Source organism: Vibrio sp. KUL70, assembly GCF_059725515.1.
Window position 1 is genome coordinate 2,493,513 of sequence record NZ_AP045834.1, and the last position, 14,424, is coordinate 2,507,936.

A 14,424-nucleotide genomic window follows, 5' to 3' on the forward strand; every position below is an offset into this window, starting at 1 on the left:
TCTATTTTATTAATTTTTACTATACGAACCGGAACATGTTGTCTATTTTTGCACGCCTTCCTATATTGCACCGGGTCTTTATTGCATTTTTTAGTGCTGTAATCTTCGTTGCCCTTTTTCTTCTGCCCGATGTCAGTTCTCTGCGTGATAAAAGTGACTCTCTCGTTATTGGCAAACATTACCCCCTCACCATCAACGCTGCTGCACTGGTCAGCAATGAAGAACATGTACCTACAGCGGTACTCAACTGGGAGAAGTACACGGTTCGTTCTGGAGAAAGCACCTCAGTGCTGTTCGAGCGTATTGGTCTCTCCTATCGGCTCTTAATTACACTGCTTAACACCAACAAAGACATCAACAAACAACTCTCGAATCTTAAGCCTGGCGATGTTTTGCAGTTTGGTTTTGATGAAAACAACGACCTAATCCAGCTAAAAAGGCAACTCAGTGCCTTCGAGAGCTTTAAGATCACCAAGTCAGGTGACAGCTACACCTCAAGCTTTGATAAAAAAGAGGTCGCTTACCAATACAACTACGCGGAAGCAGACATCACCTCTAACTTCTGGAACGCAGGCATTAGCGCGGGCTTAACCGCCAACCAAATCATGGAGCTTGCGGGTATTTTTGGTTGGGATATCGATTTTGCATTAGACATTCGCAAAAACGACAGCTTTAAAATCCTGTACCAAGAAAAAGTGGTTGAGGGTGAAGTGATTGGTCGCGGCAAGATCACCGCTGCGATTTTCAAGAACCAAGGCGACACCTTTACCGCGATTCTTGATGACAAGACGGGAAACTACTATGACGATCAAGGGCGAGCGATGAAAAAAGCCTTTCTCCGCTCTCCAGTCGATTTTAGACGCGTAACATCGAACTTTAACCCTCGTCGTAAGCACCCAGTCACCGGTAAAGTACGCCCACACAGAGGCACCGACTATGCCGCGCCTGTGGGTACACCGATTTGGGCTGCCGGCGATGGTATTGTTCAGAAGTCGGGCTACAACCAATTCAACGGTAACTATGTCTTTATTCGACACAGTAATACTTACCTAACCAAGTACCTGCACCTTAAGAAACGCTTAGTGAAAACAGGGCAGCGAGTGAAACAAGGCCAAACTATCGGTACCTTGGGTGGTACAGGTCGAGTTACCGGCCCACACCTTCACTACGAATTTTTAGTTAATGGCGTGCACAAGAACGCACGTACTGTGAAGCTACCGCAGTCTAAATCGCTGACTGGTAAAGCGAAAGCAACCTTCATTGCTAACTCGAAGCGACGCCTGGAAAAGTTAGACCGGTATAGCCAACTACTGGCCACTAACTAACGTTTTCATTTATCACTTCGAACTCTGTGTAAGCAAAAACGTTGAACAACATAAAAAGACAAAGAGCACTTTGGGGTGCTCTTTGTTTTATCTATCGTACCTAGTTTTTACTGTTGAGTTTATACCAATCGTAGTAAATAATTGCTCACCCTAGCTTGTTAAAATGCTCGATAACTGCGTTAGAATTTTTGATTGTAGAATAACTATTTATCGAAACTCTCTGTTGCAGAAAAGCAGCCTTGTTCTCAAGCCTTTTTCCTGCGCTATTTTTGATCACTTATTTACTGTGATTGGTATTATTCATCTGCGCTGGTGCTCTGTCTGTTTTTATCTCTACCTAGCATTAACAAACAAGGTGTAAGCACCAAGGTTAAAACCGTCGCAAATGCCAAACCTCCAGCAATTGCGGTTGCCAATTGCGACCACCACTGGGTACTCGGTGCGCCGAACTCGATCTTCTGATTGATTAAGTCGATGTTCATCTCAAGCACCATCGGCATCAAGCCCAAAATGGTTGTTACGGTTGTTAGCATTACCGGCCTTAGACGCTGAACACCGGTTCTTAAAATCGCGTCTCGCTTGTCTAGCCCCCGCTTGACCAGCTGATTGTAGGTATCAATCAGTACAATATTATTGTTCACCACGATACCCGCCAATGCGATCACCCCAATGCCGGACATCACCACTCCAAAAGGACGCTGGAATATCAGTAATCCCATAAACACACCCACAGTCGAGAACAGCACCGCACTGAGGATAAGGAAGGCTTGATAGAAGCTATTGAACTGAGTGATGAGAATCAAGGCCATTGCCGCCAACGCGACCATGAACGCACTTTGCAAAAATGCTGATGAGTTCTCTTGCTCCTCATTCTGACCACGAATACGAAACTCAACGCCATTGGGCAAGCCCAACTCACTTAACGCTTGTTCAATCTTAGGTAGCTCTAGCGCAAGGTTGAACCCTTCTTTCATATCAGCCAACACGTTGACCACTCGTTTCCCATCTAGGCGCTTAATGGTGTCTTGCTTATGGTCGGGTACAATCTGAGCGAAATTGGTGATAGGGACCAGACCTGCAGGCGTTTTGACTCTGAGTTGATCGAAGCGACCAATATCTCTCTTATCATTTGGATAACGAACTAAGATATCGACCTCTTCCGAAGAGTCATCAGGTAAGTAGTCCCCAATCTTTAGCCCATTGGTGACAAACTGAACCGTATTTCCGACAAGAGTGGCGTCGGCAGCAAAGCGCGCCGCATCATCACGCCTGATATCCACTTTCCAATCAATACCATCTTTACTGCTAGTGTCGCTAATGTTGGTCAAAGCAGGACTGGCATCTGCCCACGAGCGAACCATTTTAGCAGCTTGATTTAACTGCTGTGGTGTTTTGGCCGAGAGCTCAATCACCAAGTCATTCTCTACTGGAGGACCTGCATCCGGAAACTTAAACTCGATTTCGACACCTGGGTATTGGTCAGTTTGAACTTTTAGCTCTTCAATGATCGCTTTAACACTACGACGATACTGCCAATCGACAGGCGTAATCGAAATAAGACCGATCTGATCATCTCCCCCTGTTCTCGTATAAACACTGTCGAACTCTTCATGGCCAAGCATCATCTGCTCAATATCTCTCATGATGACGTCTTTTTCTTGAATCGAGAGATCACCATGCGATCGCACTTTAACGTTGAAAAACGGGGGATCAACCTCAGGGAAGAACTCGGCCCCAAGTCCCGCTTTCGCATAAGAAAAACCAACGGCGATCGAGAGCAAGATCGCACTCAACAAGATTTTGAGTGGATGTTGAATCGCTATAGAGAGGGTGTGGTAATAGAGCTTGGTTATCCCTGTCGCTTGTGAGAAGTCCCCATTATGTAGAGCGACCATTCGAGATTGATTAGAAGCAGAGACATACTGTGGTTTACCAATCAACCCTCCCAACACAGGAACAAACAACAGTGCCATCAACAGAGAAGCAAACAAGGTTGCTATCAAGGTTAGTGGTAAGTACTTCATGAACTCGCCAGTCACGTCTGGCCAGAACAGCAGCGGAGCAAATGCAGCTAAAGTCGTCGCTGTGGAAGCTGTGATTGGCCATGCCATGCGCTTCGCTGCCGCTTGGTAAGCCGTTTTCTTTGCTTCACCCTCTTGCATCCTTCTGTCAGCAAACTCGGTGACAACAATCGCACCATCCACCAGCAAACCGACGGCCATGATTAATGAGAACAACACCACGATATTGACGGTTAAACCAAACACCGATAACACCAGTAACCCAGTCAAGAACGATCCGGGGATAGAGATACCGACCAACAACGCAGTGCGAACACCCAAGATCGCGATGATTACGATCACCACCAAAATAATGGCGGAGAGGATGTTGTTTTGCAGATCATTAAGCATGATCTTGACGTCTTTCGACTCATCCCAAGTGAACTTAACCAATAAGTTGTTTGGCCATTCTACTCTTTGCTGAGCAACACCAACAACGGCCTTAACCAGCTCTACCGTCTCAATAATATTCTCGCCGGCACGCTTTTTAATATCTAATACTACGGCAGATTTACCATCTAAACGAGCAAAGCTTTCAGGGTCGCGAAAGGCACGCCTTACCGTGGCTACATCGCCAAAAGTGACAACCTGTTTACCGTCAACTTTGATTGGCAGCTCAAGCACATCTTTCAAAGAATTAAACACCGAAGGAACTTTGACCGAGAACCGACCATAACCGGTATCCACAAACCCAGCGGCTACGACGCGGTTATTCAGTGCGATCAAGTTATAGATATCCGCTTGATCTAAGCTGTAGCTCTCCATAAGCAGGGGATCAACAATGATTTCGACGATATCTTCTCTGTCACCAGCAATATCCACTTCGAGTATTTGGCGATAGCTCTCTAGCTTGTCCCCCAATTCACGAGCAATCTGAACGATAGTGCGCTCGGGCACCGTGCCATACAAAACCACGGAAAGTACGGGTTGCTCTGAGGCCAAAGTCACCTCATTAACGGTTGGTTCATCACTGTCTTCCGGCAACTTAGGTTTGGCAAGATCGACCGCATCTCGCACGTCTGCCATTGCCTTGGTGAGATCAACCCCGACATTAAATTCCAACACCACTGAGGCATGGCCTTCAGAAGCAGTGGCCGTCATCTCTTTTACACCCTCAATCGAGCGCAGCTCTTGCTCGATTGGTCGAACTAACAAGCGTTCGGCATCGGTTGGGGAAATACCTTGGTGGCCGACAGAAACATAGATGATTGGGATGGTAATATCTGGGCTCGACTCCTTGGGGATCGTAATATAAGTCCCGATGCCCGCGACCAAAATAAACAGCAGCAGTGACAGCATGGTTCGCGAACGAGACATCGCAGCATCAATCAATGAATACATGACGTTATCTCCTAGTTCGCTGCTGTTGGTTGCTCTGTGGCAATCACGTTATCACCATCACGGACAAAACCTTGTCCAACGGTAATGATATCCACTGTCTCACCTAGTCCAGCAAGCCAAACTCCATCTTGTTCTGCTTTCACTAACTGAATTGGAACAAACTTGACGACCTTGGCATCATCAGACGCTACTAAGGTTTTCACACCTAGGTTGCCCGCATCATCGAGAGCCAACATCGCAGGTGTCACTTTGATCGCTAGCTTGCTTTCTAGATTCAGAGAAACCTCTGCACTGACGCCAGCTGGCAAACTGCGCTGCGGGTTTGGGATTTCAATCTCAATTGGGAATGTATTGGTCGACGCTGTCGATATGCGTGAGATATAGCGAAGCTTGCCTTCCACACTTTGATGCCCTAACAAGCGAACGTTAGCCGCTTGACCTAATTGCAGTTGTTGAATGTGACGTTCACTCACATCGGCTTCAATCACCAGTGGGTCGAGGTCAATAACACCAGCAACCGGATCGCCAACCCCAACGAAGTCGCCAACTTCAACGTGTAACTCCTGCACAATGCCAGAGAAAGGTGAACGAATCACCGTATTGCGCAGGGCTAACTCAGCATTACTCTTCATGGCTTTTGCTTCGGTCAGTGCAGCTTCTGCGGTGGTGTAGGCAATCTCACCTTGTAGGCCACGCTTTTTCAAAGACTGCGCAGCCTTAAACTCTTTCTGCTTCAAGCGATACAGTGCTGAAGCTCGCTCTAATTGAATACCTAAGTCAGCTTTGTCTATCTGCGCGATCGCTTGACCCGCTTCGACCACATCACCTTTCGTAATATTGAGTGTAACGATTTTTCCTGCGATCTCTGCACCTAAACGCGCATGTCGATCTGGGGCTGTTCTACCATACAAATCAATCGTTTTGTAAGTGGGTGAGGCATCAAAGGTTTGAAAGGAGACTTTGGCGAGTGGAACCTCTGTGTTCGCTGAGGACGTTGGCTCTTCAGCTTGCCCAACACCTAATCCTAACCATGCAGATAGTAGCAGCACCAAAAACAGAGATACCAACCAAGGTTGCTTTGACCAAAAGGAGAACCCAATACGGGAGAATCGGCTAGGCATAACACGTCCTTTTACTATTTATAACCTGATGATTGAGAGAGAAACTGAGTTCATTTAAGCATGTGCAACTTCCTGATACACACCTACAACCATAACAGACCCGAAAAAGGTAAAATTCGATGGGACCGACACTTTATTCAACATGTCGTTCAATAGAAAACAAAGCTAGTTCTTTTAAAGACAACAACTTAGCTTAAAACCCGAGCATCCCCCCTCTCAGAATTCATTAGTAAATGTGCCAACGACTAAGATAAAAATACAAAAAAACGCCGAACCTAAGTTCAGCGTTTCTATAAAACAATACGTTTTTGTCAGCTTTTACACGCTGAACGACGCACCACAACCACAAGTTGTTGTTGCATTTGGGTTGTTTACAAAAAAGCGTGCACCTTCAAGCCCTTCTGTGTAATCCACAACACCGCCAATCAGGTACTGAAGGCTCATTGGGTCAACCACTAGCGTTACACCACTATTTTCAATAGTCATGTCACCATCATTTACTTTTTCATCGAATGTGAAGCCGTATTGGAAACCGCTACAACCACCACCGGTAATGTATACACGCAGTTTTAGATCTGGGTTTTCTTCTTCAGCAATCAGCGTTTGTACGCGGGTAGCTGCTGCATCAGAAAAAGACAATGGAATATTTGCTTCGCTCACGACAACCTCTCTTACCTGTGTCAAAAACAACATGATACAAATCGAGTTCGAGATCATAGTTGTTGAATTTATTTTTCTACTGCGTTGATTATCCAATACCTGACTGAAACGTTCAAGTATTCACCATCTGATCGCCGCTTTTCCTGCTAAAAACTCATCAAATAAAAATAAATTGGCCGCTTCACCCCTCAAAACCACCAGATTCGGGCGATTATCTCAGCGAAACCATTCCTAGTTGGTTTACGGATAGGTACAATGCGAGCCAATTGGTCCCGACAGTCAAAAGAGGATATATCAATGACCAAATCAGCAGAGCTGTACCAAAAAGCACAGCAAACTATTCCGGGTGGCGTTAACTCTCCTGTACGTGCATTCAACGGTGTAGGTGGTTCTCCAATCTTCATCGAGCGCGCTGATGGCCCGCTAATTTTTGATGCTGATGGTAAAGCATATATCGACTACGTTGGTTCTTGGGGTCCAATGATCCTTGGTCACAACCACGCGGTTATCCGTGATGCAGTTATCGAAGCGGCTCAACGCGGTCTTAGCTTTGGTGCTCCAACAGAAACTGAAATCAAAATGGCTGAACTGGTATCTGAGATGGTTCCTTCAATGGAACAGCTACGTATGGTGAGCTCTGGTACTGAAGCAACAATGAGTGCGATTCGTCTTGCTCGTGGCTTTACTGGTCGTGACAAAATTCTTAAGTTTGAAGGCTGCTACCACGGCCACGCAGACAGCCTTCTTGTAAAAGCAGGTTCTGGCGCTCTGACTCTAGGTCAACCAAGCTCTCCAGGCGTACCAGCAGACTTCGCTAAGCACACACTAACGGCAACATTCAACAACCTAGACTCTGTACGTGAGCTATTCGAAGCAAACAAAGGTGAGATCGCTTGTATCATCGTTGAACCTGTAGCGGGCAACATGAACTGTATTCCACCAGTAGAAGGCTTCCACGAAGGTTTACGTGAGATCTGTGACCAAGAAGGCGCACTACTTATCTTTGATGAAGTGATGACAGGTTTCCGTGTTGCTGAAGGCTGTGCGCAGGCTTACTACAACATCAAACCAGACCTAACGTGTCTTGGTAAAGTGATTGGTGGCGGTATGCCTGTAGGTGCTTTTGGTGGTCGTAAAGACGTGATGCAATACATCGCACCAACGGGCCCAGTTTACCAAGCGGGTACTCTTTCAGGTAACCCTGTAGCAATGGCTGCGGGCTATGCATGTCTGAACCTTCTACGTGAAGAAGGTAATGAGAAACGTCTAGCGTCGAAAACTAAGCAACTAGCGAATGGCTTCAAGCAACTTGCTGACAAGCACGGTATTCCTCTACTGGTTCACCAAGTTGGCGGTATGTTTGGTTTCTTCTTCACTGAACAAGAAACGGTGACCTGCTACGAAGATGTAACTAAGTGTGATGTAGAACGCTTCAAGCGCTTCTTCCACCTAATGCTAGATCACGGTGTATACCTTGCACCTTCAGCATTCGAAGCAAGCTTCACATCGCTAGCTCACGGTTCAAAAGAGATCGACGCAACACTAGAAGCGGCTGACCGCTGTTTTGCAATCCTTGCTGCAGAGTAAAGCGATGTAGCTTTAACACATTGTTTTATAAAGGCTGCATTGTGCAGCCTTTTCTTTTTCAAGCAAATCTAGAGTGACAAAAAACTTCTCACCTTTTGCGACTTCCAATCAACGCTCCCAAAATAGAAACATCAATAGCATTAAGGTGCCAAGCAACATTCGAAACCACGGGATCGCTTTTTTAGCTTGCTGTTCATTCTCTTGGCATTTATTGTCGTTATTGCAACACCCCATAATGAAAACTCCTGATTGCTAACTCTCTGTTTTGCAGCCATTATAAACTGAGTTAGCAAACATAGAGACCATTACCGTGTCAGAAAAGATCAAAATTAACTCAAGTCATTGGGTGATTATTGTTGCCCTACTTGCGGCGGCGTATGCCTGTTATCTGTTGATTGAACCTTACGTCAATTCGATCGTGATGGCGTTCATCATCTCGCTACTCATGTTTCCTATCCACGAATGGCTTGAGAAAAAACTTCCCAATAAAGCCAACCTAGTCTCTCTACTCTCGTGCATTATTCTCACGTTCATCATTGTGATCCCTTTGCTTGCTGTCTTTGCTGCGATTGTTCAGCAAGGTTCGTTGTTCTCGCAAAACACTTATCAATGGGTCACGCACGGTGGTATCCAAACTCTGTTTGAACATCCATTGGTGATTAAAGCACTGGCTTTTATCAATGACTACCTGCCATTCGATAAGATTGAACCACAAGCTATTGCGAAGAAAGTCGGCGAGTTCGCCACCAGCTTTGGCTCTAAACTGGTTGGTATCAGTGCCAAGATTTTAGGCGATGCGACCAATTTCCTAATGGACTTCTTCTTAATGTTATTTGTGCTGTTCTTCCTACTGCGCGACCACGACAAGATCATCACTGTGGTTCGCCACATATTGCCTCTGTCTCGCAGTCAAGAAGACAAGTTGCTTGAAGAGATCGAACAGGTTTCTAAATCCGCAGTTATGGGCTCATTTTTAACTGCGATTGCGCAAGGTTTTGCCGGTGGTTTAGGCATGTGGATTGCAGGATTCCCTGGGCTATTTTGGGGCACCATGATGGGCTTTGCCTCATTCATTCCGGTCGTTGGTACTGCACTGATTTGGGTTCCGGCCGCAGTTTACTTATTCCTAACCGGTGATACTACATGGGCTATTTTCCTTACGGTTTACTGTGTCGCAGTTGTGGGTTCGATTGACAATCTGCTTCGTCCACTCTTGATGCAAGGCAGCGCAGGTATGAATACGTTGATGATCTTTTTCTCACTATTAGGTGGTATTCAACTGTTCGGTCTTATCGGTCTGATTTACGGTCCACTGATCTTTGCGATTACTATCGTGTTGTTCAATATCTACGATGAAGAGTTTAAAGACTTCCTCGATCGACAAGACAATAGATAATCAGCTTAGCGACGATTAAAACTTCAAGCTTAGGGCGGATTATGCGAAAATCCGCCCCTATTTTTGCTAACGATTCAACAGAGAGCCCCTATGTCTGCCTATATCGCCCCAAGTCAAATCGCTCAACGCCAACTCGCCTACTTTGAAGGCAAACATGTTCTGGTTGCTGGTGAAGCGGAGGACCTCTTCCCTGTTGAATTGGCTAAGCACTGTGAGTCGGTATCGGTATTTACCTCAAACTACAGCTATTACCGTCAGTTAGAAAACTGTCACACCATTCAACGTTTCTACGGTGCCGAGTTCACTGAAGAGACTCAGGCAGACCTCGTTCTACTGTACTGGCCGAAGGCCAAAGCGGAAGCAGAGTTCTTATTGGCGATGTTGATGGCGAAGCTAGGTAAAGATACTGAAATTGTAGTTGTCGGTGAAAACCGCTCTGGTGTGAAGAGTATCGAGAAGATGTTCAAGACATACGGCAATGTCGTTAAATATGATTCCGCGCGCCGCTGTTCATTCTATTGGGGTCAATGTCTAGAGCAAGCACCAGCATTCAATCTTCAAGACTGGTTTAAAACCTACTCGGTAAACATTGGTGAGCAATCACTTACCGTTAAGAGCTTGCCCGGCGTATTCAGCCACGGTGAGTTTGATATCGGCAGCCAATTACTGCTGGATACACTACCAAGCCTAAACGGTAAGGTGCTTGATTTTGGTTGTGGTGCAGGTGTGCTTGGCGCTGTAATGGCTTCGCGTAACCCAGAGATCGAGCTAGAGATGTGTGACATCAGTGCTTTTGCTGTGGAATCAAGCAAAGCAACATTGGCAGCCAATGGGCTAAACGGCAGAGTATTCGCTTCAGATGTCTACTCTGACACATCAAAGGACTATCGCTTCATTATCAGTAACCCGCCTTTCCATTCAGGTCTAGACACAAGCTACAGCGCAACAGAAACACTATTGGCCGATGCGCCAAGCTATCTGAACGCTCAAGGTGAAATAATCATTGTGGCTAACAGCTTCCTCAAATATCCACCCATTATTGAGCAAGCCTTTGGTAAATGCGCGACTCTAAATAAGACTACAAAATTCGCTATCTATCACGCAGCGAAATAACCGACCTCTTCCAAGTGCAGGATAATGCCTGCACTTTCCGCTCAAATTACTCGCAAATTTTAGTAAATTTGCGCGACTGCACACGCTTTAAATAGCACTTACTTGTCAAAGTAAAAAAACTCGTTAATTTCGTTAAATTAGAAACCACTCAACCTATTCTTTGTACTCAATTTTCAAGTGATTTCAGAAGTACATTCAAGGAAGTAGTCCCTAATTTATGTTTAGATTCTATCGAAAGCAGAAGTTTAAGCGCCTTCAAAGTACGCTCATGCTAGCGTTTCTCGTGTTAAGTCTGACTCCTGTTACTCTTATCGCAGTCTTTTTCCTCCAATCTCATAGTCAAGATCTGCAAGAGCAGAGTACCTCCTATTTAGTCTCAGTTCGTGATACCAAACAGCAACAGATCATTGATTACCTAGAAGCTCAAGAGTCTCAAGTGATTGGTTTTGTCCGTTCAGAGTTGGCTATCGCCAGTGGTGGGCGTTTCTATGGCCTTATTAATGCTTTTCAACGCCTCGGCTTAGACATCGAAGAAGCACGTAGCAATGCGCAACAACGCTATATTCAAGGTTCGGGTAATGAGGTAAAAACGTCAATTTTACCGGAGTCGAGTAGCTACGTTGGCAGTGAGCGTTATCGCCTACTTCATAAACGCTACCACAATGCCTATCTAGAGCTGATCAAACGTGCCGATTTTGACGATATTCTTCTAGTCGATATCAACGGCAATGTGGCCTATTCGGTATTTAAGCATGATAACTACGGTACTAATCTACTCACTGGCAAATACAAAGATTCAAACCTTGGGCTCACTTTCCAAAAGTTGGCTAAAGACGTAACAGAAAAGCGCAAAATTAACGAAGATTACACTCCAGTGATCGTTTCTGATTTCTTAGACGAAAACGGTAAACAGAGCGCTTGGCTAGGTGCCCCTATTGTTCAGCAAGGTTACTTACACAGCTACGCAATGTTCCGACTGCCAATCAACGGCATCACTAAGCTGATTGCGGATCTCAACAAGAGCTCAAACATGCAGACTCTTCTTGTGGGTAGTGACCACCTCCCGAGAAGCCTGGCGCATTCTCAACAAGCCATCGACCTTAGCTTGGATGTGATAGATAAAGCGTTAGCAGGTGAGACGGCAGTTGGTACTTTCAACAACAGTTTGAATCAGGCCATTATTGCAGCATACGCGCCAATCAAGTTGGATTACGCAAACTGGGCGCTGGTGGTTGAACTGCCAGAAAAAGAAGCCTTTGCTCGAATCCATCAGCTTGAAAAAATCTTCGTCATCGTGATGTTAACCGCTATCGTACTGGTGTTTGTTGCATCTCATTACCTGTCTAATTTCATTACTTCTCCCCTGCTTAAGCTCACTTGGGCTGCCGAAAAAGTCTCAGCAGGCGATCTTGATGAAGCGATGATCAACACCGAGCGAAAAGATGAAATAGGACGCCTAGCGGTAAGCTTTGAGCGTATGCAGCGCTCCATTCGTGAAAAGATGCGCTTAATCAAATCACAAAATGAAGAGCTTGAAGATAACCTCAAGACCATCCAAAAGCAGAACGAGGAGTTACAACTCGCCAACAAGCTCAAAGATGAATTCCTCGCTACGACCTCGCATGAACTGCGCACTCCTTTGCACGGCATGGTAGGTATTGCGGAGGCATTAATCTCTGGCGCGAATGGCCCTATCCCAGCAAACCAGAAATACCAACTGGATATCATCATCAACAGTGGTCAGCGCCTCGCTACACTGGTCGATGACCTTCTTGATTATCACAAAATGCGTTATGGCAGTTTAGACATTAAAAAGTCTGCTGTTGACCTCTCTGCTGCGACCAGCTTGGTACTTGAGCTATCACATCATCTACTTGGCAGTAAACCCATTCGTATCATCAACCAAGTTCCAACGGACTTAGGTCTTGTATCATCTGACCCGCAACGCCTAGAGCAGGTGATGTATAACTTGGTTGGTAATGCCATTAAGTACACCTCTGAGGGCAAAATCGTCATCTCTGCGAGTGTCATTGACGACAATATTCGCGTTCAGGTAGTCGATACTGGCCAAGGTATCCCAGCAGAGCATTTAGAACATATTTTTGAACCGTTAATTCAAGCAGGGCAAGAAGCAAGTTCATATCGACAAGGCGCGGGGCTTGGGTTATCGATCAGCCGTCAATTGATTGAATTAATGGGTGGTTCACTCTATGTCAGCAGCCAGCCGATGGTGGGAACCACATTCAGCTTCACCTTACCACTCGCCACACCGGAAGAGCTTGAACACTACAGTGAATCTAGCAGTTACTCACACTTCCAAGCTCCAGAAGTACTAGAGAGTAGCCAACAAGATAACAGTGAGATCCACGAAGACCCAGACGGCCCGCTATTAGTGATTGCCGATGATGAACCGGTTAACCTGCGCGTACTTGATAGCTTCTTAAAGCTAGAAGGCTACCGTGTTCGTACCGCTTGCGATGGTCCGGATACCATTGAGTTAATCGAAAAAGAGAAACCAGAGCTGTTACTGCTCGACATCATGATGCCGGGTATGAGCGGCTACCAAGTATGTGAAACACTAAGAAAGCAGTATGACCACGCACAATTGCCAATCATTATGCTGACCGCATTGAACCAACCCGAAGACCGCGTACGAGGCTTTGAGGTTGGCGCTAATGATTACCTATCAAAACCATTTAATAAACAGGAACTAGCGGCGAGAATCACGGCGCATTTATCAGCAAGTAAAGCGGAGCAAAGACGCATCGAGAACGATCAACTGCAACAAGAGTTGAAACATCGCGCAATGGTAGAAGCCAACCTGCTTGAAACCCAAGGTCGACTGCTTGAGCAATTAGAATCAGCGCCTGAAGCGATCATATGCATTCGTGATGACCAACGTATTCGCTTTGCGAATGACGCTGCCGCTAAACTCTTTAAACGCAGCCAAGAGCAACTCAAACGCTCAATGGCTGATGAGATCATCGCCCCTAAGTACTTACGCATAGACCAAGCGCACTACTGTGGCGAGATTGATGTCTACATCAGTGATACTCGCCAACGAGTGTCAAGTGACATTCTCAAGCTCCCAGAAGGCTCAGGGTTAGATACCATGTATATTTTCAATGTCGGTGGTGCAGTAAACTCAAATCGTATCAATGACCTAGAAACAGCCATAGAAGCGCTATCAAGCTATGCGTTTGAAGGCGACAAGGACAAACTGCAGCAACTAAAAGAGCTGGGGGGCGAGTTTACTCGCCTTGCTGACAAGGCTGCCGGTGAAGGCAAGAATAAACAAGAGTTAATGCGAGAGGTGCTTGTTGAAGCCATGACCAACGCCCTTACCTATTGGGAGTCGGTTACCGGGGAAAGTAAATTTGCCTTCGCTGAAAAGAGTGGCTTATGGCGTGTCTATCTCGACAGAAGTACATTGCAAACCCGAACACTAGATAAGTACTTGCGCGTAGAAACTCTGCCTAAGACACCTCGCTGGCGCACCGTATTGAGCTCTCTTGAATTTATTCTGGATCACTGTAAAGAACAAACGCCGGAAAGAACTCATATTGAGATGCTCCGAGATAAGCTACAAAAGCTCCTCACAAGCTAGTGTTAACTTCACTCTTCTAGCCCGCTTACATCAGCGGGCTTTTTAATGCCTATAGCACCTACCACCTACTCATTAACCTTAACTCACTTCTCCAAGTCTTAATTCCCTTAGGAATCATTTCTATCGTCATATTGTGTGCTCAGGCGGTTCACAATAGCCGCTTTAAGAGGTTTTAATACACTAAACACCTATCCCTTCTGCAGCGCTTAAATCA

8 protein-coding genes are annotated in these 14,424 nt (G+C 45.8%); 5 read left to right on the forward strand and 3 right to left on the reverse strand.

The window, feature by feature from the left end:
• Window positions 1-35: 35 nt before the first annotated feature.
• Window positions 36-1,325 (forward strand): peptidoglycan DD-endopeptidase ShyC, encoded by a 1,290-nt coding sequence (gene shyC, locus AC6I7V_RS11025; RefSeq protein ID WP_498010888.1) that lies wholly within the window; start codon window positions 36-38, stop codon window positions 1,323-1,325.
• A gap of 296 nt (window positions 1,326-1,621) precedes the next feature.
• On the opposite strand, the gene AC6I7V_RS11030 is transcribed toward shyC, so the two are convergent.
• The 3 genes from AC6I7V_RS11030 to erpA all read right to left on the reverse strand — a co-directional run bounded on the left by AC6I7V_RS11030 (window position 1,622) and on the right by erpA (window position 6,507).
• Entirely contained in the window at window positions 1,622-4,726 is a 3,105-nt protein-coding gene (locus AC6I7V_RS11030; RefSeq protein WP_498010889.1) for an efflux RND transporter permease subunit, read from the reverse strand.
• Window positions 4,727-4,737: 11 nt separating this feature from the next.
• Window positions 4,738-5,847 (reverse strand): efflux RND transporter periplasmic adaptor subunit, encoded by a 1,110-nt coding sequence (locus AC6I7V_RS11035; RefSeq protein WP_255229974.1) that lies wholly within the window; start codon window positions 5,845-5,847, stop codon window positions 4,738-4,740.
• Between the two features lie 318 nt (window positions 5,848-6,165).
• Window positions 6,166-6,507 (reverse strand): iron-sulfur cluster insertion protein ErpA, encoded by a 342-nt coding sequence (gene erpA / locus AC6I7V_RS11040; protein WP_032551754.1) that lies wholly within the window; start codon window positions 6,505-6,507, stop codon window positions 6,166-6,168.
• A 297-nt stretch (window positions 6,508-6,804) separates the two neighbouring features.
• Here erpA and hemL point away from each other — a divergent pair, with 297 nt between their 5' ends.
• The 4 genes from hemL (at window position 6,805) to AC6I7V_RS11060 (ending at window position 14,210) form a co-directional block, all read left to right on the forward strand.
• Window positions 6,805-8,094 (forward strand): glutamate-1-semialdehyde 2,1-aminomutase, encoded by a 1,290-nt coding sequence (gene hemL / locus AC6I7V_RS11045; RefSeq protein WP_255229973.1) that lies wholly within the window; start codon window positions 6,805-6,807, stop codon window positions 8,092-8,094.
• Between the two features lie 310 nt (window positions 8,095-8,404).
• Window positions 8,405-9,490 carry an AI-2E family transporter gene (locus AC6I7V_RS11050; RefSeq protein WP_255229972.1) on the forward strand — a complete coding sequence of 362 codons (1,086 nt, stop codon included), beginning with the start codon at window positions 8,405-8,407 and terminating at the stop codon, window positions 9,488-9,490.
• 90 nt (window positions 9,491-9,580) lie between these two features.
• A complete protein-coding gene (gene rsmC, locus AC6I7V_RS11055) occupies window positions 9,581-10,603 on the forward strand; it encodes a 16S rRNA (guanine(1207)-N(2))-methyltransferase RsmC (RefSeq protein ID WP_261882054.1) in 1,023 nt (340 codons plus the stop codon).
• A 217-nt stretch (window positions 10,604-10,820) separates the two neighbouring features.
• Window positions 10,821-14,210, forward strand: a complete 3,390-nt coding sequence (locus AC6I7V_RS11060) for a response regulator (RefSeq protein WP_498010890.1) — start codon at window positions 10,821-10,823, stop codon at window positions 14,208-14,210.
• Window positions 14,211-14,424 lie beyond the last annotated feature (214 nt).

Bases quoted from the DNA above. Each gene is read 5' to 3' on its own strand.
- shyC (WP_498010888.1), top strand. From the start codon at position 36: ATGTTGTCTATTTTTGCACGCCTTCCTATATTGCACCGGGTCTTTATT.
- AC6I7V_RS11030 (WP_498010889.1), bottom strand. From the start codon at position 4,726: ATGTATTCATTGATTGATGCTGCGATGTCTCGTTCGCGAACCATGCTG.
- AC6I7V_RS11035 (WP_255229974.1), bottom strand. From the start codon at position 5,847: ATGCCTAGCCGATTCTCCCGTATTGGGTTCTCCTTTTGGTCAAAGCAA.
- hemL (WP_255229973.1), top strand. From the start codon at position 6,805: ATGACCAAATCAGCAGAGCTGTACCAAAAAGCACAGCAAACTATTCCG.
- rsmC (WP_261882054.1), top strand. From the start codon at position 9,581: ATGTCTGCCTATATCGCCCCAAGTCAAATCGCTCAACGCCAACTCGCC.
- AC6I7V_RS11060 (WP_498010890.1), top strand. From the start codon at position 10,821: ATGTTTAGATTCTATCGAAAGCAGAAGTTTAAGCGCCTTCAAAGTACG.